The sequence below is a fragment of the Streptomyces sp. NPDC086077 genome (genome assembly GCF_040686175.1).
Lineage (GTDB): Bacteria > Actinomycetota > Actinomycetes > Streptomycetales > Streptomycetaceae > Streptomyces.
The window spans coordinates 1-21,638 of sequence record NZ_JBFBJT010000073.1; the positions used below are offsets into that span (position 1 = coordinate 1).

The following is a 21,638-nucleotide window of genomic DNA, read 5'->3' on the forward strand; positions in this document are numbered from 1 at the left end:
GCACCTGGACCAACCACAGCGCCCGGCGCAAGCGCAAGTTGCTCCTGCACCGCGAGGAGATCGCCACCGCGCGTACAGCGGTGGTCGCCCGGCCCCTCGCTTCCTTCGTTCTCAGCCCAGCGGCGCCTTCTCGAGGGACTTCTCCGTGGCCTCGGCCGCGGCCTTCTCCCCGGCCTTCTCCGCCGCCCTCTCCCGCTCCCGCGCCCCCTGGGCCGCGTCCTGTCGGAACGCCCAGGCCATCTTCGGCTCCATCGCGAACCGGAAGGCGCGTCGTACGGGCTTGGTGCACAGCAGCGTGACGGCGGCGGCCGCGAGCGCGCTCACGAGAATCTGGCCGAACGGCCGGTGCAGCCAGTCGGGCTCGAACCAGCCGCGGTAGTCACCGGCCTTCACCAGGAAGCCGTGGAGCAGATAGCCGTAGAGCGTGCCCGCGCCGAGCGCCGTGAACCACATTTGCCGGCCCGGCACCCAGGCGAAGAAGCAGGCGGTCAGCAGCAGCGAGCAGCCGAACAACGCGAGCACCATCACCGGACCCACCCACCACGGCGCGCCCATCTGCTGGGCGGCGTCCCGGTGGAAGAACCACCCGGTGCCCATCCGCGGCACCGTCCACCAGCCGACCGCCAGCGCGGCCGTGAACACGGGCACCGCCAGGATCCGCACCGACCGCCGGCGCACCATCTGGAAGTGCTCCGGCTTCATGCACAGGCCCAGCACGAAGTACGGCAGGAACTGGAGCACCCGCTGGAGGTCGAGGTCCTCGCCGATCGACGGGGAGACGGACGCCAGCATGGCGATGCCGAGCGCGAGGGGCAGCGGCCAACGCACCAGATTCCACAGGGGAGTGGTGAGCCGCCAGACGAACAGTGCGACCAGGAACCAGGTCAGATACCAGGGGTCGAGTAGACTTATGTCCTGACCCGGGTCATCGGCGACGACGCGCTTGAAGAGCGGATAGGCGGTCTCGAAGATGAGGTACGGCACGGCGACGCCGGTGACGAGTCTCTTCAACCGGTCGGGGCGCATGTCGAAACTGCGCGAGAAGTAGCCGGAGATGATGATGAACGCCGGCATGTGGAACGCGTACACAACGTGGTACACGCCTTCCAGGATCCGGCTGTCCTCCTTCAGCGGCTCCCACGCGTGAGCCACCGCCACCAGGACGATCGCCAGGTACTTGGCGTTGTCGAAGAAGGCATCGCGCTGTTTGACCTGTGCCTGAAACATCTGAGGCACCCTAGCCCCGCCCGTGGGCTCCCGTAAAACTCTCCACGTCATTCCGGGTTCAGTCGTCGGTCGCCTTTCTTTAGGTGCTGAGAAACCTCGGAAAACCGCGAAAACGGGCAATTGGAAATAACCCCGTGCGCGTTGTGGGCGACGTTGTGTGGGTGTGGAAACGATCAGGTTGAATTTCCGCGACGGCGGCTTGTCAATTCCCTTACGGGGCGCACGCGGTGGGCCTTCGGGGCAGCGCGGAGCGCGCCGGGGTGCGGCGCTGGTGTGGTCGGGGTTACGTCACGCGCCGCATAGGGGAGGCCTGTTGGTGGCACGATGGTTCTGGCGGGGGTCGCGCGGGCTCGTGGTCCCGGCCGGGAGAGCGGACCGACCGAGGGTGTGATCAGTTGTGGCCATTTCACTGTCAGTGGTGCTGCTGTTGGCGATCATCCTGGTGGTGATGATGCGTGGGGGCTCGATCAAGGCGGGACCCGCCATAGTGGCGATCCTCTTCGGCTTCTTCCTCGCCTCGACCGGGATGGCCCCGTCGATCAACCGCTTTCTCGACTCGATAGCGGACACGATCAACTCGATCAGCTTCTGACGGGCTCGACCGGCTTCCGGCGGCCGGTCCGGGAACGCCTCGGGGCCCGGCAGGAGGGTGAACCTCCTGCCGGGCCCCGAGGCGACAGAGCGGGCGACGGGAATCGAACCCGCGTAGCCAGTTTGGAAGACTGGGGCTCTACCATTGAGCTACGCCCGCGCACAACGCGCCGCAGGTCAGTAGCCCGCGGCACTGCAGGCATCGTAGCGGGTCGGCCGCCCTCGCCGCACACCCCGTTCCGCCCGGACGCCGACATCGCACCGCCCTCGGGGAAAGCGGCAGCTCCGCTGCCTGCGGGCATGTACCCTACGTGTCGCACCAGACGGGGTGTGGCGCAGCTTGGTAGCGCGTCCGCTTTGGGAGCGGAAGGCCGTGGGTTCAAATCCCGCCACCCCGACCACTCACCCGATCACCACGCGTGATCGCCTTTTGGGCCGTGTAGCCGCTGCCGTTACTATGCAAGCTGCACGCCCGTGTGTCTCATCACTGATAGTCCTCAGGGCGGCTACATCCGCCGGGCCCGTCGGGCGCCGGCAGAACCCGAGAAGTCAGCCACAAGGAGACCGAACCGTGAAGAGCGCCGTGGAGACCCTGAACCCGACCCGGGTTCGGCTCACTGTCGAGGTGCCCTTCGAGGAGCTCAAGGACAGCCTCGACGCGGCGTACAAGAAGATCAACCAGCAGGTCACGGTGAAGGGTTTCCGCAAGGGCAAGATCCCCGCCCGGGTCATCGACCAGCGGTTCGGCCGCGGCGCCGTGCTGGAGGAGGCCGTCAACGACGCGCTTCCGAAGTTCTACACGGAGGCTGTCAACGAGGCCGAGCTCAACGTGCTGGGCCAGCCCGAGGTCGACATCACCGAGCTGAAGGACAACGAGCTGCTGTCCTTCACCGCCGAGGTGGACATCCGCCCGGCCATCGAGATCCCGGACTACTCCGGCATCGAGGTCGAGGTCGACGCCGTCGAGGTCACCGAGGAGGACATCGACAAGTCGGTCGAGCAGCTGCGCGAGCGCTTCGCCTCCACCACGCCGGTGGAGCGCGCCGCCGAGGACGGCGACGTCGTGACGATCGACCTGGAGGCCAAGGTCGACGGCGAGGTCCTGGAGGACGGCATCGCGAGCGGTGTCTCCTACACCATCGGCTCCGGTGAGCTGCTGGACGGCATCGACGACGCCGTGACGGGCGTGGAGGCCGGTGGCGAGGCCACCTTCACCTCCGAGCTCAAGGGCGGCTCGGCGGCCGGCCGGGAGGCCGAGGTCACCGTCAAGGTCACCCAGGTCGCCAAGCGCGAACTGCCCGAGCTGGACGACGAGTTCGCGCAGCTCGCCTCGGAGTTCGACACGCTGGACGAGCTGAAGGCCGACAGCCGCAAGCGCCTGGAGAACATGAAGCAGTTCGACCAGGCCACGCAGGCCCAGGAGCGCGTCCTGGAGAAGCTGCTGGAGCTCGTCGAGGTGCCCGTTCCCGAAAAGCTCCTCGAGGACGAGATCAACACCCGCAAGCACAACCTGGAGCACCACCAGCTCGGCCAGATGGGCCTCACCCTCGACAAGTACCTGGAGATCCAGGACAAGACCGCCGAGGAGTTCGAGACAGAGACCCGCGAGGCCGCGGTCAAGGGCATCAAGACCCAGTTCGTCCTCGACGAGCTGGTCAAGCAGGAGAAGCTCAACGTCAGCCAGGAGGAGCTCACCGAGCACCTGATGCGGCGCGCCGCCTCCTCCGGCATGTCCCCGGACCAGTTCGCGCAGGCCGTCGTCGAGCAGGGCCAGGTTCCGCTCCTGGTCGGCGAGGTCGCCCGCGGCAAGGCCCTCGCGGTCGTCGTCGAGGCCGCCACGGTCAAGGACACCAACGGCGAGATCGTCGACCTGGACGACGAGGAGGACGAGGCCGCCGAGGCCGAGGCCGAGCAGTCCGGCGAGGTCACCGAGGGTGACAAGAAGGACGACGAAGCGTAAACAGCCGTACAGAGGGCCCCGGGACGATCACGCCCGGGGCCCTTTTGCCATACGGCCGCCCCTCGGCCCACGTCGCTACGCCCCCGGCGAACACTCCCGTCTCCGGGATTCCCCGAAGGGACCCGCGCGTTAGGGTCCATGAATACGACACGTGAGACGGCCCCGCGCCGTCGCAAGACGAGCAGGTGGATACGTGACGAATCTGATGCCCTCCGCCGCCGGCGAGCCCTCCATCGGTGGCGGCCTCGGCGACCAGGTCTACAACCGGCTGCTCGGCGAGCGGATCATCTTCCTCGGCCAGCCGGTCGACGACGACATCGCCAACAAGATCACTGCACAGCTGCTGCTCCTTGCCGCCGATCCGGACAAGGACATCTACCTCTACATCAACAGCCCCGGCGGCTCGATCACGGCCGGTATGGCGATCTACGACACCATGCAGTTCATCAAGAACGACGTGGTGACCATCGCAATGGGCCTCGCTGCCTCGATGGGTCAGTTCCTGCTCAGCGCGGGCACGCCCGGCAAGCGCTTCGCGCTGCCGAACGCCGAGATCCTGATCCACCAGCCGTCCGCCGGTCTCGCCGGCTCGGCCTCGGACATCAAGATCCACGCCGAGCGGCTGCTGCACACCAAGAAGCGCATGGCCGAGCTGACCTCCCAGCACACGGGCCAGTCGGTCGAGCAGATCACCCGTGACTCGGACCGCGACCGCTGGTTCGACGCCTTCGAGGCCAAGGAGTACGGCCTCATCGACGACGTCATCCCCACGGCTGCCGGCATGCCGGGCGGCGGCGGCACCGGGGCGGCCTCCTAAGGGCCTCTACGGCCCTTCCGGGTCCGTACACCGCCCAGCGCCCCAGCCACCGCCCCAGCCCCTTTCAGGAGACACCGTGAACGACTACCCCGGCAGCGGCCTCTACGACCGTACGCGCGCCGAGTACACCGGCCCGCAGGCCGAGTCCCGCTACGTCATCCCGCGCTTCGTGGAGCGCACCTCCCAGGGCATTCGTGAGTACGACCCGTACGCGAAGCTCTTCGAGGAGCGCGTGATCTTCCTCGGCGTCCAGATCGACGACGCCTCCGCCAACGACGTCATGGCGCAGCTGCTGTGCCTGGAGTCGATGGACCCCGACCGGGACATCTCGGTCTACATCAACAGCCCCGGCGGCTCCTTCACCGCGCTGACGGCGATCTACGACACGATGCAGTTCGTGAAGCCGGACGTCCAGACGGTCTGCATGGGCCAGGCGGCCTCCGCCGCGGCCGTGCTGCTGGCCGCCGGCACCCCCGGCAAGCGCATGGCGCTGCCGAACGCGCGTGTCCTGATCCACCAGCCGTACAGCGAGACCGGCCGTGGTCAGGTCTCCGACCTGGAGATCGCCGCGAACGAGATCCTGCGGATGCGCTCGCAGCTGGAGGAGATGCTGTCCAAGCACTCCACCCAGTCGATCGAGAAGATCCGTGAGGACATCGAGCGCGACAAGATCCTCACCGCCGAGGACGCGCTGGAGTACGGGCTGATCGACCAGATCATCTCGACGCGCAAGATGAACAACTCGACGGTCCGCTGACGCGGATCGGGTAATGTACGCCGCTCCTTGGCACGGTGTGACACTGTGCGTGGCAAGGTGCACGTCAAAGTGAACCGTGCCAAGGGGGGCCCGAACGGGGGGCTCGGCAAGGTACCGTCGGACATAAGGCAGCACCAGGAGCCGCTGGACCAGGTGTCCAGTCGTCTCCCAGGCGAAGGGGAAGCACACCGTGGCACGCATCGGTGACGGCGGCGATCTGCTCAAGTGCTCGTTCTGCGGCAAGAGCCAGAAGCAGGTCAAGAAGCTCATCGCAGGCCCCGGTGTGTACATCTGCGACGAGTGCATCGATCTCTGCAACGAGATCATCGAGGAAGAGCTCGCGGAGACCAGCGAGGTGCGCTGGGAGGAGCTGCCCAAGCCCCGCGAGATCTACGAGTTCCTCGAGGGGTACGTGGTCGGCCAGGAGGCGGCGAAGAAGGCCCTCTCCGTCGCCGTCTACAACCACTACAAGCGCGTCCAGGCCGGGGAGAACGGCGGCGCCCAAGGCCGCGACGACGCCATCGAGTTGGCGAAGTCCAACATCCTGCTGCTGGGCCCCACGGGCTCCGGCAAGACCCTCCTCGCGCAGACCCTGGCGCGCATGCTGAACGTCCCGTTCGCCATCGCCGACGCGACGGCGCTCACGGAGGCGGGCTACGTCGGCGAGGACGTCGAGAACATCCTGCTGAAGCTGATCCAGGCGGCCGACTACGACGTCAAGAAGGCCGAGACCGGGATCATCTACATCGATGAGATCGACAAGGTCGCGCGCAAGAGTGAAAACCCGTCCATCACAAGGGACGTGAGCGGCGAGGGCGTGCAGCAGGCTCTGCTGAAGATCCTGGAGGGCACCACTGCCTCCGTGCCGCCGCAGGGCGGACGCAAGCACCCGCACCAGGAGTTCATCCAGATCGACACGACGAACGTGCTGTTCATCGTGGGCGGCGCCTTCGCCGGACTGGAGAAGATCATCGAGTCCCGGGCGGGCGCCAAGGGCATCGGCTTCGGCGCGACGATCCGCTCGAAGCGCGAGCTGGAGGCCAAGGACCAGTTCGAGGACGTCATGCCGGAGGACCTGGTCAAGTTCGGCATGATCCCGGAGTTCATCGGCCGCCTCCCGGTCATCACCTCGGTGCACAACCTCGACCGCGAGGCTCTCCTCAAGATCCTGGTCGAGCCGCGCAACGCCCTGATGAAGCAGTACCAGCGCCTCTTCGAACTCGACGGCGTGGAACTGGACTTCGAACGCGAGGCCCTCGAAGCCATCGCCGACCAGGCCATCCTCCGACAGACCGGCGCCCGCGGCCTGCGCGCCATCATGGAGGAGGTCCTGATGTCGGTGATGTACGAGGTCCCGTCCCGCAAGGACGTCGCCCGCGTCGTCGTCACGGCGGACGTCGTCCACTCCAACGTCAACCCGACCCTGATCCCGCGCGACGCGCGGGGCCGGGGGCCGGGGGAGCAGAAGTCCGCGTAACCCGGGGCGCGACACACGAGAAGGGGCCCCGGTCAGCCGACCGGGGCCCCTTGTCATGTGCCGCCGCGTCAGGCCTTGACGCGGATCTCGGGGCGGAGCTTCGAGGTGAGGTCGATCGCGACGTCCTTCGTCACGCCCTTGGTGGTGTCACCCGGGGAGACCATGACGATGGTGCTGAAGTCGGCCCAGGCGCAGAACCAGTCCGTCTTCTCCTTCTTGGTCGCCGGGTCGGTGCCCTTGGCGGCCTGGCACTTCATGTACGCGCCGTCCAGGTCGGCTTCCTCGGGCTCGCCGACCAGCTCGGTCTTGGGGGTGCTCGGGTCGCTGGAGGTGCCCTCCTCGGCCGACTTCTTGAAGTTGGCGAAGAACGTGTCCAGGGCTTTCTCCGGGTCCGCGATGTCTCCGTAGGCGCCGGCGAAGGTGAGGCCCTTGGCCGTGGCGAGCTCGCTCGGGTCGGGCGCGGTACTGGGGTCGGAGGGGTCGTAACCGGTCAGGTCGGCCGTCGAGTAGATGCCGAGCACCGTCTTGGCGTTCTTGACGCCGCTCTTCTCCAGCTCGTCCACGGAGTCGTCACCGGCGCTGGCGCCGTCGTCGGAGACCCGCTTGTAGTCGGAGAGCACGGTCTGCGGCGTCGCCACCTTGTGCGCGCCGTCGTCCTCGACGCCCGCGCCGCCGCCCCCGCCGATCACGAAGTACGCGCCCACCGCGATCGCGGCGACGACCGCCACCGCGCCGATGATGAGGCCCGTCTTCTTCTTGCCGCCGCCCGGGGCCGGCGGCATCGGCGCGCCGTAGGGGGCCTGGCCGTAGGGCGGCTGCTGACCGTACGGCGGGGTCTGGGGCGGGACGCCCTGCGGAGGCTGCTGCGGGTAGCCGTACCCCGGCTGCTGCTGGCCGGGCTGCTGGGGGTAGCCGTAGCCGGGCTGGGGGGCCTGCGGCTGCTGGCCGTACGGACCCGGCTGGCCGTACGGACCGGGCTGCTGGGGCTGCCCGCCGTACGGGCCCGGCTGGTTGTAGCTCATTCCTGGGTTCCCCTCCAGATGCTTATGTGTTCACGACATCCTGGCGCAGACACAGGAAACGCACCGCATCGGGGGCGTCACCGTTACACAAGAATCGAGTTTCGGGACCACCCGGTGACACCCCTAAACTGAGCGGGTGACCGAGAACGCTCAGCAGCAGCCACCAGCGCCCCACACCGAACTGCCGACCCAGTACGCGCCGGCCGACGTAGAGGGGCCGCTGTACGAGCGCTGGGTGGAGCGGGGTTACTTCGAGGCGGACGCGAAGAGCGACAAGCCGCCGTACACCGTCGTCATCCCGCCGCCGAACGTCACGGGCAGTCTGCACCTCGGGCACGCCTTCGAGCACACGCTCATCGACGCCCTGACCCGCCGCAAGCGCATGCAGGGCTACGAGACGCTGTGGCAGCCCGGCATGGACCACGCCGGCATCGCCACGCAGAACGTCGTCGAGCGGGAGCTGGCCAAGGAGGGCAAGTCCCGGCACGACCTGGGCCGTGAGGCGTTCGTGGAGCGTGTCTGGCAGTGGAAGGCCGAGTCCGGCGGGCAGATCTCCGGGCAGATGCGCCGCCTCGGTGACGCCGTCGCGTGGTCGCGTGAGCGCTTCACCATGGACGAGGGCCTGTCCCAGGCCGTCCAGACCATCTTCAAGCGGCTCTACGACGACGAGCTGATCTACCGCGCCGAGCGCATCATCAACTGGTGCCCCCGCTGTCTGACCGCCATCTCGGACATCGAGGTCGAGTACCAGGACGACGACGGCGAGCTCGTCTCCATGAAGTACGGCGACGGGGACGAGACCATCGTCGTCGCCACCACCCGCGCCGAGACGATGCTCGGTGACACCGCCGTCGCCGTCCACCCCGGGGACGAGCGCTACAAGCACCTGGTCGGCAAGCTCATCAAGCTGCCGCTGACCGACCGTTCCATCCCGGTCGTCGCGGACGAGCACGTCGACCCCGAGTTCGGCACGGGCGCCGTCAAGGTGACCCCGGCGCACGACCCGAACGACTTCGAGATCGGCCAGCGTCACGACCTGCCCGCCATCACGGTCATGGACGAGCACGCCGTCATCACCGCCCACGGCCCCTTCCAGGGCCTCGACCGGCTGGAGGCCCGCTCCGCCATCGTCGCGGCGCTGCGCGCGGACGGCCGGATCGTCGCCGAGAAGCGGCCCTACGTCCACTCCGTCGGCCACTGCTCGCGCTGCAAGACCACCATCGAGCCGCGGCTGTCCATGCAGTGGTGGGTCAAGGTCGGCCCGCTCGCCAAGGCCGCCGGTGACGCGGTCCGCGACGGCAAGGTCAAGATCCACCCGCAGGAGATGGAGAAGCGCTACTTCGACTGGGTCGACAACCTCCACGACTGGTGCATCTCGCGGCAGTTGTGGTGGGGCCACCGCATCCCGGTCTGGTACGGCCCGCAGGGTGAGGTCGTCTGCGTCGGCCCCGACGAGGAGCCGCCGAGCGGTGAGGGCTGGCGTCAGGACTCCGACGTCCTTGACACCTGGTTCTCGTCCGGCCTGTGGCCGTTCTCCACGCTGGGCTGGCCCGGGCGGACCGAGTCGCTCGCGAAGTTCTACCCGAACTCCGTCCTGGTCACCGGCTACGACATCCTCTTCTTCTGGGTCGCCCGGATGATGATGTTCGGGCTGTACGCGATGGACGGCACCCCGCCGTTCCACACCATCGCGCTGCACGGCATGGTCCGTGACCAGAACGGCAAGAAGATGTCCAAGTCCTTCGGGAACGTGGTCAACCCGCTGGACTGGATGGACAAGTACGGCAGCGACGCCCTGCGGTTCACGCTGGCCCGGGGCGCCAACCCCGGCGTCGACGTCCCGATCGGCGAGGACTGGGTCCAGGGCTCCCGCAACTTCGCCAACAAGATCTGGAACGCCACGCGCTTCGCGTTGATGAACGGCGCGACGGTGGACGGCCCGCTGCCCGACGCGTCGGCGATGTCCTCGACCGACCGCTGGATCCTCTCCCGCCTGAACTCGGTGGTCGCCGAGGTCGACGCGTACTACGAGGACTACCAGTTCGCGAAGCTCTCCGACGCCCTGTTCCACTTCGCGTGGGACGAGGTCTTCGACTGGTACGTCGAGCTGTCCAAGACCACCTTCCAGGCGGGCGGCGAGGCGGCCGAGGTCAGCAAGCGCGTCCTGGGCGAGGTCCTGGACGTCACGCTGCGGCTGCTGCACCCGGTCGTCCCCTTCGTGACGGAGACGCTGTGGACCACGCTGACCGGCGGGGAGTCGGTCGTCATCGCGCAGTGGCCCGCGGACAGCGGCTTCCGTGACGCGGACGCCGAGCGGGAGATCGAGACGCTCCAGTCGGTGATCACCGAGGTCCGCCGCTTCCGCGCCGACCAGGGGCTGCAGCCCGGCCAGCGGGTGCCGGCGCGTCTGAGCCTGGACGGCACGGCGCTGGCCCCGCACGAGCCGGCCGTCCGCCAGCTGCTGCGGCTCCAGCCCGAGGGCGAGAGCTTCGCGGCGACGGCGACGCTGCCGGTGGCGGGCGTCGAGGTCGCGCTGGACCTCTCCGGCGTGATCGATGTCGCGGCGGAGCGCAAGCGGCTCGCCAAGGACCTCGCCGCCGCCGAGAAGGAGAAGGCACAGGCCACGGCGAAGCTCGGCAACGAGGCGTTCCTCGCCAAGGCCCCGGACCAGGTCGTGGACAAGATCCGCACGCGCCTGGCCAAGGCCGAGGAGGACATCGCGCGGATCCAGGCCCAGCTGCAGCGCCTCCCGCAGGCCTGAAGGTCATCACCGGCGTGAAGGCTCCCGGTGCCCGTACGGCACCGGGAGCCTTCACGCCCTCCAGGGGCGCGAGCACTGGTACCAGGCATCGCTACGGCGTCGGGGACGCTCACGCCTGCCAGGGACGCGGGGAAGCGTGCGAACGACCACGTACGCCCGGCACCCGGACGACGAGCCGAGCCACCCGCGCCCCGCAGCCCCGCGCCCCACCACCGGCCCACGATGAGCAGGCGCCGCAAGCCACCGCACGCGCTGTCGGCACCCCTCCGTAGACTGGGCCCCGTGAGTGAGCTCCCCCCGCACGACAGCGGCGATCAGACCGACCCCGGTGAGTCGTTCGACGAGATCATCGCCGCCGAGACCGAGCGCGACCCCGACCTCGCGGTGATCGAGGCCGGCAGCCGGACCCTGCGCACACAGGGCGGCCCGCCGGAGGCCGACGTACCGGCGCGCCCCGAGGACCCCGAGACCGACAAGGCGCTGCGAGAGGTCGAGGCGGAGCTCGCGACACGCTGGGGCGAGACCAAGCTGGAGCCGTCCGTCACGCGCATCTCCGCGCTGATGGACGTGCTGGGCGAGCCGCAGCGGTCGTACCCCTCGATCCACATCACGGGCACCAACGGCAAGACGTCCACCGCACGCATGATCGAGGCCCTGCTGGGCGCCTTCGAGCTGCGGACCGGGCGGTACACCTCGCCCCACGTGCAGTCCGTCACCGAGCGGATCAGTCTTGACGGGGCGCCGATCGCCGCCGAGCGCTTCATCGAGACGTACCAGGACATCAAGCCGTACGTCGAGATGGTCGACGCCCAGCAGGACTACCGGCTGTCGTTCTTCGAGGTGCTGACGGGCATGGCGTACGCCGCCTTCGCCGACGCGCCCGTGGACGTCGCCGTGGTCGAGGTGGGCATGGGCGGGAGCTGGGACGCCACCAACGTCATCGACTCCGACGTCGCCGTCGTGACGCCGATCGACCTCGACCACACCGACCGGCTCGGTGGCACGCCCGGCGAGATCGCCGGTGAGAAGGCCGGGATCATCAAGTCCGGCGCCACCGTGATCATGGCCCAGCAGCCGGTGGACGCCGCCCAGGTGCTGCTGAAGAAGGCCGTGGACGTCGACGCGACCGTGGCCCGTGAGGGGCTGGAGTTCGGCGTCGTGTCGCGGCAGGTCGCCGTCGGCGGGCAACTGCTGACGCTGCGCGGGCTCGGCGGTGAGTACACCGACGTGTTCCTGCCACTGCACGGCGCGCACCAGGCGCACAACGCCGCCGTCGCGCTCGCCGCGGTGGAGGCGTTCTTCGGCGTCGGCGCGCAGCGGCCCGAGCCGCTGTACATCGACACGGTGCGCAAGGCCTTCGCCGCCGTCGCCTCGCCGGGCCGGCTGGAGGTCGTACGGCGGTCGCCGACCGTCGTCCTCGACGCCGCGCACAACCCGGCGGGCGCCCGGGCGGTCGCCGAGGCGGTCGGTGAGGCCTTCCAGTTCAGCCGGCTCATCGGGGTCGTCGGAGCCAGTGGCGAGAAGGACGTACGCGGGCTGCTGGAGGCCTTCGAGCCGGTGTTCGCGGAGGTCGTCGTCACCCAGAACTCCAGCCACCGCGCGATGGACGCCGACGAGTTGGCGGGCGTCGCCGTCGAGGTGTTCGGCGAGGACCGGGTCCAGGTGGAGCCACGGCTGCCGGACGCGCTGGAGGCCGCGATCACGCTGGCCGAGGAGGAGGGCGAGTTCGCGGGCGGCGGTGTCCTCGTCACCGGATCCGTCATCACCGTCGGCGAGGCCCGACTGCTGCTGGGAAGGGGCTGACCCACGATGCGTACGCTCTGTGCTTCCACCCTGATCGGCGAGGTCTTCGTCATCGGCTTCGCCGGTCTGGTCGCGATGAAGGACCCCGACCTGGCCATGTCGACGGTCTGGACGGTCAGCGGCATCGCGATGTTCCTGTGCCTGGTGCTGTGCGGCCTGGTGACCCGGCCGGGCGGGGTGGCCATGGGCTGGGCGCTCCAGCTCGGACTCATCGCTTCCGGATTCTTCGTCCCCACGATGTTCTTCCTGGGGGCGATGTTCGCCGCGCTGTGGTGGGCCTCCGTCCATTACGGCAGGAAGATCGACGAGGCCAAGGCCCGATTCGCCGCCCAGGCTGACACTGCGTGACGAGGGCCAGGTCGGGCCCTGTAGCCTCATCACCCCGCACATCGCGTGACCCCAGAAGGAGCCCCGTCGTGACCCAGCGCACCCTCGTCCTCCTCAAGCCCGACGCCGTCCGTCGTGGCCTGACCGGCGAGATCATCAGCCGCATCGAGCGCAAGGCCGGCTGGCAGATCACCGCGCTGGAGCTGCGCACCCTGGACCAGGAGACCCTGGAGCAGCACTACGGCGAGCACAAGGGCAAGCCCTTCTACGAGCCGCTGGTCCAGTTCATGGCGTCCGGCCCGGTCGTGGCGCTGATCGTCGAGGGCGAGCGGGTCATCGAGGGGGTGCGCGCGCTGGCCGGCCCGACCGACCCGATCGTCGCCGCGCCCGGCTCGATCCGCGGTGACTACGGCGTCATCGTGCGGGAGAACCTGATCCACGCCTCCGACTCCGAGGAGTCGGCCGAACGCGAGGTGAAGATCTTCTTCCCCGGTCGCGCCTGACACGCCGCCGAAGAAGCGGAACGAATTCACCACGCGTCCTTCTGAGGGACCGTCACCTTTTCAAACCGCATGACCTGGGACGGCCGCGCATTTCCGGCCGTCCCGCCGCATAACCGTGCCGATCGGGGGAACGAGTGCCCCCGATGGCCCGTCTCCACAAGCGAGGCGGCGCGCCATCTGATGACAATGGCGGAGACCCTCGCGCAGTGTTCGGGAAGGCGCGTCTACGATGGAAGCCTTCACGTCACAGCACCCACCTCGCCGACCTGAAAAGCCCTCAAAAGCTCCGTGGGAAGGCCAGACGAATCCTGATGGGGAACTCAATGTCGTTCATCGGCCGTGACATGGCTGTCGACCTCGGGACCGCCAACACGCTGGTGTACGTCAGGGGTCGCGGGATCGTACTCAACGAGCCGTCCGTCGTAGCGATCAACACCAACACCGGTGGCATCCTCGCGGTCGGTGCCGAAGCGAAGAAGATGATCGGGCGCACGCCCGGCAACATCGTTGCCGTACGTCCGCTGAAGGACGGCGTGATCGCCGACTTCGAGATCACCGAGCGGATGCTCCGCTACTTCATTCTGAAGATCCACAAGCGGCGCTATCTGGCTCGTCCGCGGGTCGTCGTCTGTGTGCCCTCGGGCATCACGGGCGTCGAGCGCCGCGCCGTCATCGAGGCGTCGTCCCAGGCCGGCGCCCGTCAGGTGCACATCATCGAGGAGCCCATGGCGGCGGCCATCGGCTCCGGCCTGCCGGTCCACGAGGCCACGGGCAACATGGTGGTGGACATCGGCGGCGGCACCACGGAGGTCGCGGTCATCTCCCTCGGCGGCATCGTCACCGCCCAGTCCATCCGGGTCGCGGGCGACGAGCTGGACAACGCGATCATCCAGCACATCAAGAAGGAGTACTCGCTCCTGCTGGGTGAGCGCACGGCCGAGCAGATCAAGATCACGATCGGTTCGGCGTACGACCTCGACTCCGACGAGCACACCGAAATCCGCGGCCGGGACCTCGTCTCCGGCCTGCCCAAGACCGTCGTCATCTCGGCCGCCGAAGTGCGCAAGGCGATCGAGGAGCCCGTCAACGCGATCGTGGACGCGGTGAAGACGACGCTGGACAAGTGCCCGCCGGAGCTGTCCGGCGACATCATGGACCGCGGAATCGTTCTGACCGGCGGCGGCGCGATGCTGCGCGGCCTGGACGAGCGGCTGCGCCGGGAGACCGGAATGCCGATCCACATCGCCGAGGACCCGCTGGACAGCGTGGCGCTCGGATCCGGCAAGTGCGTCGAGGAGTTCGAGGCGCTGCAGCAGGTTCTGGACGCCCAGCCGCGCAGATGAGGTAACTCTTCGATTCCGCCGTACGAGACCATCGCCTCTCGTACGGCGGATCGTTGATATAGAGGCATAAGCTGCCACAAACAGCCCGTGGGAATCCGCCGTCCGGATTCCCAGCGGGCCGACCCGATTTCCCGGTTCCTATGAGGAAGGGCACGGCCGCCGCACGTGAGGGACACACGAGAGAGCCGGCTGCTCCTGGTGCTGCTGGTCGCCATCGCGTTCGCGCTGATCACGGTGGACATTCGCGGCGGGGAGGATTCACCGGTCGACGGTGCCCGTGGTGCCGCGGCCGCCGCCTTCGGCCCGATCGAGAACGGCGTGTCGTCCGCGGTCGACCCGGTGGGCAACGCGATCGCAGCGATCCGTGACTCCGGCGAGCGACACGACCGGCTCGCCGAACTGGAGCGGCAGAACGCCGACCTGAAGGCCAAGCTCGGCAGCGACGACCGCAACCGCAGCCGCCTGAAGCAGCTCGACAAGATGCTGAAGATCGCCGGCCAGGGCCAGTACGGCATCAAGGGTGCCGAGGTCATCGCCATAGGAGCGGCCCAGGGCTTCTCCTGGACCATCACCATCGACATCGGCGCCAACGACGGCATCAAGCGTGACATGACCGTCCTCAACGGCGACGGCCTCGTCGGCCGCGTCACCACCGTCGGCCCGAACACGGCGACCGTACTGCTCGCCAGCGACCCCGACTTCACCGTCGGCACCCGCATGGAAGGCAGCGACGAACTCGGCTTCGCCTCCGGCCAGGGCGACCGCCCGCTGCGCGTCGAACTCCTCAACGGCAAGGCGCAGATCAAGAAGGGAGACCGCCTGGTCACCTTCGGCTCGCAGGCCGACCGGCCGTTCGTGCCCGGCGTCCCGGTCGGCGTGGTCTCCCGTGTCGACCCCTCCGGCGGCGGCCTGACGCGCACCCTGTACGTCACGCCGTTCGTCGGCTTCAGCAAGCTCGACATCGTCGGCGTCGTCGTCCAGACCCCGGAGCGGGACCCGCGCGACACGGTGCTGCCGGCCAAGCCCAAGCCCACGCCGACGCCCACCGTGACGGTGACCGTGACCCCGGGCGCGGAGAACGCCGACGCGCCCGCCGAGGGCGACTCGGCCACGGACGGTGACTCGGCGACCGACAGCGACTCGGCGACCGACGGTCCGTCACCCGACGACGGCCAGTCCCAGCAAGAGGAAGACCAGTAGGGGGAGCTGTACCCATGCGCTTCAACAGGATTCTGCTCTCCTCCACACTGGTCGTCGTCGCCCTGATGCTCCAGGTGAGTGTCCTCGCCCGGCTGCACCTCCCGGGCGCCGTCCCCGACCTGGTACTGCTCACCGTGCTGGCCCTCGCCCTGGTCTACGGCCATGTCGGCGGCGCCCTGATCGGCTTCGGCGCCGGACTCCTCGCCGACCTCGCCCCGCCCGCCGACCACGCCGCCGGCCGCTACGCGCTGGTGCTCTGCGTCATCGGCTACCTCGCGGGCCTGGTCAAGCCGGAGAACGGCCAGCTCAAGTCAGCCACCGGACCGATGGCCGTGGTCGTCGCCGCCGCGGTCGGCAGCACCCTGCTGTACGCCGGGGTGGGCGCCCTCGTCGGCGACACCGCCGCCCGCCATGTCGGCCTGCCCGGCCTGCTGTTCACGGCAGCCCTGTACGACCTGCTGCTCGCGCCCTTCGTCGTGCCCGGCCTGATGGCGCTCGCCCGGCGCGCGGACAACAACCCGCTGGAGACCGGCTCGTCGGCCAAGGCGACGGACATCTCCTCCGGCTGGCTCTCCTCCGGCACCGGACTGCGCATCGGCGGCCAGCGCGGCGGGTTCGGGGGCCTGAAGGTGAAGGCGGCCAGAGCGCGGGTGGCCCGGGCCGGGCGCATCAAGGGGGTCAAGCGGCTGTGAGCGCAGGGCAGTTCACCCGAACGGGGGAGCTCAGGAGGAACCCGGCCTCGCGGGTCGGCCGTTCATCACTCGTACCCGCACACGCGTACGCGCTCTGAGAGGGGGAGGCAACCGCAGTGACCAACATTCCCGAGACCGGACGGACCCCACGGGTCCAGATCCGGCTCGTCGTCATCCAGATCCTCGTCCTCTCCCTCCTGGCCACCCTCGGCGGCCGGCTGTGGTACCTCCAGATCCGCGAAGGCGAGGCCTACGCCAAGGAGGCGTCGGGCAACCACGTCCAGCAGGTCGTCGAGCCCGCCGTGCGCGGCTCGATCCTGGACGCGCGGGGAGTGGCCCTCGCCGACAACGAGACACGGCTGGTGGTCTCCGCCTCCCGCACCGACCTGCTGAAGATGAAGGACGACGGCAAGGGCGTCCTCACCAAGCTCGCGGGCGTGCTCGGCATGACGCCCAAGGACGTCATGGCGAAGGTGCGGCTGTGCGACTCCGAGACGCCGCAGCCGTGCTGGAACGGCTCGCCGTACCAGCCGATCCCCATCACCGACGAGGCCACCCCGCGCCAGGCCCTGCAGATCCGTGAGCGCGCCGAGGACTTCCCCGGCATCACCGCCGAACCGCAGGCCGTCCGCCGGTACGCGAGCCCCGGCGCGGCCAACAGCGCCCAGGTGCTCGGCTATCTCTCCCCGGTCACCGACCAGGAGATCCAGCAGGCCCAGGACACCGACTCGCCGTTCCTGCGCTCCGACCAGGTCGGCCGCAGCGGCCTGGAGCGGACCTACGACAAGGAGCTGCGGGGCAAGGCCGGCGTCACCCGCTACGAGGTGGACAACCTCGGCCGGGTCATCGGCCAGGCCGAGGCGGACGCCGCCCAGCCCGGCTCCAACCTCGTCACCAGCATCGACGCCCGCGTGCAGCGGGTCGCCGAGTTCGAGCTGAACGAGGCGATGAAGACCGCCCGCAAGGAGTGGGACCGCAACACCAACGAGCGGTACAAGGCCGACTCCGGCGCGGTGGTGGTGATGGAGGCCAAGACGGGACGGATCGTCGCCATGGCGTCCAACCCGACCTACGACCCCAACGCCTGGGTCGGCGGCATCTCCGCCAAGGACTACGCCCGGCTCACCGGCAAGAAGTCCAACTACCCCCTGCTCAACCGGGCCATACAGGGTCAGGCGGCGCCGGGCTCGATCTTCAAGGTGGTCTCCACCGCGGCCGCGGTCCAGGCCGGCTACGACTTCGACGGCCGCTACAACTGCTCCAGCGCCTACTCGGTCGGCGGCCAGGTCTTCAAGAACTTCGAGTCGCAGAACCACGGCCCGATCAGCCTGGGCCGCGCCCTGGAGGTCTCCTGCGACACGGTCTTCTACCAGCTCGCGCACAACGAGTGGAAGAAGGACGGCGGCATCAACCCCAAGAAGGGGCAGCCGAAGGACCACTTCTACAAGGCCGCCCACCAGTTCGGCCTCGGCAAGGAGACCGGCATCGACCTGCCCAACGAGGTCACCGGCCGCGTCCCCGACCGCCAGTGGAAGCAGCAGTACTGGGAGGCCAACAAGGACGCCTGGTGCAAGACGGGCAAGAAGGACGGGGACTACGTCCAGCGGATCTCCTACGAGAACTGCCTCGAAGGCAACAAGATGCGCGCCGGTGACGAGATCAACTACTCCATCGGCCAGGGTGACACGCTGGTGACACCGATTCAGATGGCGACGATCTACGCGGCCATCTCCAACGGCGGCACGCTCTACGACCCGTCCGTCGGCAAGGCGATCATCAGCCCCGACGGCAAGCGGATCTCGGAGATCAAGCCCAAGTCGCACGGCAAGCTGCCGGTCACCCGGCAGACGCTGGCCCAGATGGACGAGGCCCTGGAGGGTGTGGCCACCCGGGGTACGGCGGCGTGGCGGTTCGGCGGCTGGCCGCAGGACAAGATCGCGATGCACGCCAAGACCGGTACGGCGGAGGTCTACGGCAAGCAGACCACCTCGTGGTTCGCGACTTACACCGACGACTACGCGATCGTGATGACCATCTCCCAGGGTGGTACGGGCTCGGGCGCCTCGGGCCCGGCCGTGCGCAACATCTACGACGCGCTGTACGGCGTCGCCGACGACGGCGCCATCAACGAGAAGAACGCCCTGCTGCCCACCCCGCAGAAGAACCTGCCGAAGATCCAGGCCGACGGCTCGATCATCGCGCCGAAGGTCTCCAAGGACCCGGCGAAGGACCAGCAGGCCAGCCAGAAGGCCCCGGTGGACGAGGGCGGGCAGGTGCAGACGGCGGCGACCGTGCCGCCCTCGCCCGAGGGCAACCGGAACACCCGGCGACGCCGGCGCCGCCAGGGCTGCCGCAGCCGCCGCGGGTCGCTCAGCCGAAGGATGCTCACATGACGGGCGCGAACAGCTTCCAGGTCTCCGGATACGGACCCGAGCGCGCCGGCTGGACCCGGCTGTTCGCTCGTGACTCGCTGGCCCGGCGGCTCGACTGGCCGATACTGCTGTCCGCCCTGACGCTGTCTCTGATCGGCGCGATGCTGGTGTTCTCGGCGACCCGCAACCGCACCGAGATCAACCAGGGCGATCCGTACTACTTCCTGGTCCGGCACCTGCTGAACACCGGCATCGGCTTCGCACTGATGATCGGCACGGTCTGGCTCGGCCACCGCACCCTGCGCGGCGCGGTGCCGGTCCTGTACGGAGCGTCGGTCTTCCTGGTCCTGCTGGTCCTGACCCCGCTCGGCACCACGGTCAACGGCGCCCACTCGTGGATCGCGGTCGGTGGCGGCTTCTCCCTCCAGCCCTCGGAGTTCGTGAAGGTCACGATCATCCTCGGCATGGCGATGCTGCTGGCGGCCAGGGTGGACGCGGGCGACAAGCCGTACCCCGACCACCGCACGGTCCTGCAGGCGCTCGGCCTGGCCACGGTGCCGATGCTGATCGTGATGCTCATGCCCGACCTCGGGTCGGTCATGGTGATGGTGGTGATCGTGCTGGGAGTGCTGCTCGCGTCCGGCGCGTCCAACCGGTGGGTGTTCGGGCTGCTCGGCGCCGGCGCGATGGGCGCCATCGCGGTCTGGCAGCTGCACATCCTCGACGACTACCAGATCAACCGCTTCGCCGCGTTCGCCAACCCTGACCTCGACCCGGCGGGCGTCGGCTACAACACCAACCAGGCACGCATCGCCATCGGCTCGGGCGGACTGACCGGCTCAGGCCTGTTCCAGGGCTCGCAGACCACCGGGCAGTTCGTGCCGGAGCAGCAGACGGACTTCGTGTTCACCGTCGCGGGCGAGGAACTCGGCTTCCTCGGAGGCGGCCTGATAATCCTTCTGCTGGGCGTGGTGCTCTGGCGCGCCTGCCGGATCGCGCTGGAGACGACCGAGCTGTACGGCACGATCGTCGCGGCCGGCATCGTGGCCTGGTTCGCCTTCCAGTCCTTCGAGAACATCGGGATGACCCTGGGGATCATGCCGGTCACCGGTCTGCCGCTGCCGTTCGTGTCCTACGGAGGATCGTCGATGTTCGCGATCTGGGTGGCCGTAGGGCTGTTGCAGTCGATCCGGGTGCAGAGACCCATGTCCGCGTGAAGTTTCTCCCGGTTCAACCCCCTGGTCACCTGCCGTCATGCCCCGAATCCCATTAGATTCGAGGGATGGCGGATACGAAGCGTGAGATCGAGCGCAAGTACGAGTCCGACGACAGCGGGCTGCCCGACCTGACCGGCGTCGCCGGCGTGGCGGCCGTCCTCGACCAGGGCGTCGCCGAGCTGGACGCCACCTACTACGACACCGTCGACGAGCGACTGGCAGCCGCCTCGATCACCCTGCGCCGCCGCACCGGCGGCTCGGACGCCGGATGGCATCTGAAACTCCCGGTCGCCACCGGCGTCCGCGACGAGATCCACGCGCCGCTCTCCGACCACGTGCCGTCCACGCTCGGCGCCCTCGTCCGCTCCCGCGTGCGCGACGACGAGCTGGCCCCCGTGGTCCGGCTGCGCTCGACCCGCGACGTACGCCACCTCGTGGACGCCGACGGGCAGCTGCTCGCCGAGGTCTCCCTGGACGCCGTGCGGGCCGAGCGGCTCACCGGGGGCGGTGGGAAGGCCGAGTGGACCGAGATCGAGGTGGAACTCGCCGACGACGGCGACCCTGCGTTCCTCGACAAGGTAGAGAAGCGGCTGCGCAAGGCCGGCGTCCAGCCCTCCGAGTCCCCGTCGAAGCTGGCCAGGGCGCTGGCGGAGACCGGCGGGAAGGGCCGGCCCCGCAAGGAGGACCGGGCCGAGCCGGTCACCGCCGGTGACCACGTGCTGGCGTACGTACGGGCCCAGCGCGACGAGATCGTCGAAGTCGATCCCGCCGTCCGCCGGGACGTGGAGGACTCGGTGCACCGCATGCGGGTCGCCACCCGCCGGATGCGCAGCACCTTCAAGTCCTACCGCAAGGTCCTCGACCGGGCCGTCACCGACCCGATCGGCGTCGAGCTGAAGTGGCTGGCGGGTGAGCTGGGTGCGGGCCGAGACCAGGAGGTGCTGGCCGAGCGGATCACCGGCGTCATCGAGGAACTGCCGCACGACCTCGTCGCCGGGCCCGTTCGCAACCGGCTGCGCGCCTGGTCGAAGGCGCGGGGCGGGGACTCGCGACGGCAGATCATCGACGTACTGAACGGGCAGCGTTATCTGGCGCTGCTGACCTCGCTGGACGCCCTGCTCGCCGACCCGCCGCTGCGCGCGGCGGCGGCCGGGAAGCCGTCGAAGGTGCTCACCAAGGCCGTGAACAAGGCCTGCGACAGGCTGGCCGGCCTGGTCGACCAGGCCCTCGACACCTCGGCCGGGCACGAGCGGGACGTGGCGCTGCACGAGGCCCGCAAGAAGGCCAAGCGGGCGCGGTACGCGGCGGAGGTGGCGGCCCCCGCGTTCGGCAAGCCGGCGTCCAAGCTGGTGTCGTCGCTGAAGGACCTCCAGAGCCTGCTCGGCGAGCACCAGGACAGCGTGATGAGCCGGGCCGCCCTGAGGGACCTGGCCGAGCAGGCGCACGCCGCCGGGGAGAACTCGTTCACCTACGGCCTGCTCCACGCCCGCGAGGAGCAGCGGGCGGCAGAGGTGGAGGAGGAGCTGCCGGGTGTGTGGAAGGGGATGAGGGGGGCGGTCGCGCTCTGAG

Annotated in this window: 17 protein-coding genes, 2 tRNA genes and 1 pseudogene; 17 read left to right on the plus strand and 3 right to left on the minus strand. The window is 69.0% G+C overall.

Annotated features, from left to right (window positions below; all coding sequences use genetic code 11):
* Positions 1 to 62: pseudogene (locus tag AB0O67_RS21380) on the plus strand (SsrA-binding protein); the annotation flags it as partial.
* 49 nt (positions 63 to 111) lie between these two features.
* Here the strand turns inward: AB0O67_RS21380 and AB0O67_RS21385 are convergent.
* Positions 112 to 1,227, minus strand: coding sequence for an acyltransferase family protein (locus AB0O67_RS21385; RefSeq protein WP_365452295.1), 1,116 nt, complete (start codon positions 1,225 to 1,227; stop codon positions 112 to 114).
* A 397-nt stretch (positions 1,228 to 1,624) separates the two neighbouring features.
* Here AB0O67_RS21385 and AB0O67_RS21390 point away from each other — a divergent pair, with 397 nt between their 5' ends.
* Entirely contained in the window at positions 1,625 to 1,819 is a 195-nt protein-coding gene (locus AB0O67_RS21390; RefSeq protein ID WP_141314327.1) for a hypothetical protein, read from the plus strand.
* Positions 1,820 to 1,907: 88 nt separating this feature from the next.
* Here AB0O67_RS21390 and AB0O67_RS21395 read toward each other — a convergent pair.
* Positions 1,908 to 1,978, minus strand: a tRNA-Gly gene (locus tag AB0O67_RS21395).
* A gap of 164 nt (positions 1,979 to 2,142) precedes the next feature.
* Between AB0O67_RS21395 and AB0O67_RS21400 the strand changes: the two genes are divergently transcribed.
* The 5 genes from AB0O67_RS21400 to clpX all read left to right on the plus strand — a co-directional run bounded on the left by AB0O67_RS21400 (position 2,143) and on the right by clpX (position 6,829).
* A tRNA-Pro gene (locus AB0O67_RS21400) sits at positions 2,143 to 2,219 on the plus strand.
* Positions 2,220 to 2,389: 170 nt separating this feature from the next.
* A complete protein-coding gene (tig, locus tag AB0O67_RS21405) occupies positions 2,390 to 3,778 on the plus strand; it encodes a trigger factor (protein ID WP_365452297.1) in 1,389 nt (462 codons plus the stop codon).
* 205 nt (positions 3,779 to 3,983) lie between these two features.
* Entirely contained in the window at positions 3,984 to 4,595 is a 612-nt protein-coding gene (locus AB0O67_RS21410; RefSeq protein WP_365452364.1) for an ATP-dependent Clp protease proteolytic subunit, read from the plus strand.
* Between the two features lie 76 nt (positions 4,596 to 4,671).
* Positions 4,672 to 5,352: an ATP-dependent Clp protease proteolytic subunit gene (locus AB0O67_RS21415; protein WP_365452299.1), complete on the plus strand. Its 681-nt coding sequence runs from the start codon at positions 4,672 to 4,674 to the stop codon at positions 5,350 to 5,352.
* 190 nt (positions 5,353 to 5,542) lie between these two features.
* The gene (gene clpX, locus AB0O67_RS21420) at positions 5,543 to 6,829 is read left to right on the plus strand and encodes an ATP-dependent Clp protease ATP-binding subunit ClpX (RefSeq protein WP_365452301.1); all 1,287 of its coding nucleotides are present in this window, start codon (positions 5,543 to 5,545) and stop codon (positions 6,827 to 6,829) included.
* A gap of 68 nt (positions 6,830 to 6,897) precedes the next feature.
* Here the strand turns inward: clpX and AB0O67_RS21425 are convergent, their stop codons facing one another.
* The gene (locus AB0O67_RS21425; protein ID WP_365452303.1) at positions 6,898 to 7,851 is read right to left on the minus strand and encodes a hypothetical protein; all 954 of its coding nucleotides are present in this window, start codon (positions 7,849 to 7,851) and stop codon (positions 6,898 to 6,900) included.
* Positions 7,852 to 7,987: 136 nt separating this feature from the next.
* Between AB0O67_RS21425 and AB0O67_RS21430 the strand changes: the two genes are divergently transcribed.
* The 10 genes from AB0O67_RS21430 to AB0O67_RS21475 all read left to right on the plus strand — a co-directional run bounded on the left by AB0O67_RS21430 (position 7,988) and on the right by AB0O67_RS21475 (position 21,637).
* A complete protein-coding gene (locus AB0O67_RS21430) occupies positions 7,988 to 10,612 on the plus strand; it encodes a valine--tRNA ligase (protein ID WP_365452305.1) in 2,625 nt (874 codons plus the stop codon).
* Between the two features lie 282 nt (positions 10,613 to 10,894).
* Positions 10,895 to 12,415 (plus strand): folylpolyglutamate synthase/dihydrofolate synthase family protein, encoded by a 1,521-nt coding sequence (locus AB0O67_RS21435; RefSeq protein ID WP_365452307.1) that lies wholly within the window; start codon positions 10,895 to 10,897, stop codon positions 12,413 to 12,415.
* Positions 12,416 to 12,421: 6 nt separating this feature from the next.
* Entirely contained in the window at positions 12,422 to 12,763 is a 342-nt protein-coding gene (locus AB0O67_RS21440) for a DUF4233 domain-containing protein (RefSeq protein ID WP_365452308.1), read from the plus strand.
* 68 nt (positions 12,764 to 12,831) lie between these two features.
* Complete coding sequence (ndk, locus tag AB0O67_RS21445) at positions 12,832 to 13,245, plus strand: nucleoside-diphosphate kinase (RefSeq protein ID WP_365452310.1); 414 nt, start codon at positions 12,832 to 12,834, stop codon at positions 13,243 to 13,245.
* Between the two features lie 323 nt (positions 13,246 to 13,568).
* Complete coding sequence (locus AB0O67_RS21450; RefSeq protein ID WP_365452312.1) at positions 13,569 to 14,588, plus strand: rod shape-determining protein; 1,020 nt, start codon at positions 13,569 to 13,571, stop codon at positions 14,586 to 14,588.
* Between the two features lie 165 nt (positions 14,589 to 14,753).
* Entirely contained in the window at positions 14,754 to 15,788 is a 1,035-nt protein-coding gene (mreC, locus tag AB0O67_RS21455; protein WP_365452314.1) for a rod shape-determining protein MreC, read from the plus strand.
* Positions 15,789 to 15,802: 14 nt separating this feature from the next.
* Positions 15,803 to 16,480, plus strand: coding sequence for a rod shape-determining protein MreD (gene mreD / locus AB0O67_RS21460; protein ID WP_365452316.1), 678 nt, complete (start codon positions 15,803 to 15,805; stop codon positions 16,478 to 16,480).
* A gap of 116 nt (positions 16,481 to 16,596) precedes the next feature.
* Entirely contained in the window at positions 16,597 to 18,873 is a 2,277-nt protein-coding gene (mrdA, locus tag AB0O67_RS21465; protein ID WP_365452318.1) for a penicillin-binding protein 2, read from the plus strand.
* Positions 18,870 to 20,069, plus strand: coding sequence for a rod shape-determining protein RodA (rodA, locus tag AB0O67_RS21470; RefSeq protein ID WP_365452320.1), 1,200 nt, complete (start codon positions 18,870 to 18,872; stop codon positions 20,067 to 20,069). Before mrdA ends, rodA begins: the two co-directional genes overlap by 4 nt.
* Before the next feature lie 65 nt (positions 20,070 to 20,134).
* Entirely contained in the window at positions 20,135 to 21,637 is a 1,503-nt protein-coding gene (locus AB0O67_RS21475; RefSeq protein WP_365452322.1) for a CYTH and CHAD domain-containing protein, read from the plus strand.
* The last annotated feature ends 1 nt before the right edge of the window (position 21,638 follow it).

Bases quoted from the DNA above. Each gene is read 5' to 3' on its own strand.
- AB0O67_RS21385 (WP_365452295.1), bottom strand. From the start codon at position 1,227: ATGTTTCAGGCACAGGTCAAACAGCGCGATGCCTTCTTCGACAACGCC.
- AB0O67_RS21440 (WP_365452308.1), top strand. From the start codon at position 12,422: ATGCGTACGCTCTGTGCTTCCACCCTGATCGGCGAGGTCTTCGTCATC.
- AB0O67_RS21475 (WP_365452322.1), top strand. From the start codon at position 20,135: ATGGCGGATACGAAGCGTGAGATCGAGCGCAAGTACGAGTCCGACGAC.
- mreD (WP_365452316.1), top strand. From the start codon at position 15,803: ATGCGCTTCAACAGGATTCTGCTCTCCTCCACACTGGTCGTCGTCGCC.
- AB0O67_RS21450 (WP_365452312.1), top strand. From the start codon at position 13,569: ATGTCGTTCATCGGCCGTGACATGGCTGTCGACCTCGGGACCGCCAAC.
- AB0O67_RS21425 (WP_365452303.1), bottom strand. From the start codon at position 7,851: ATGAGCTACAACCAGCCGGGCCCGTACGGCGGGCAGCCCCAGCAGCCC.
- AB0O67_RS21410 (WP_365452364.1), top strand. From the start codon at position 3,984: ATGCCCTCCGCCGCCGGCGAGCCCTCCATCGGTGGCGGCCTCGGCGAC.
- rodA (WP_365452320.1), top strand. From the start codon at position 18,870: ATGACGGGCGCGAACAGCTTCCAGGTCTCCGGATACGGACCCGAGCGC.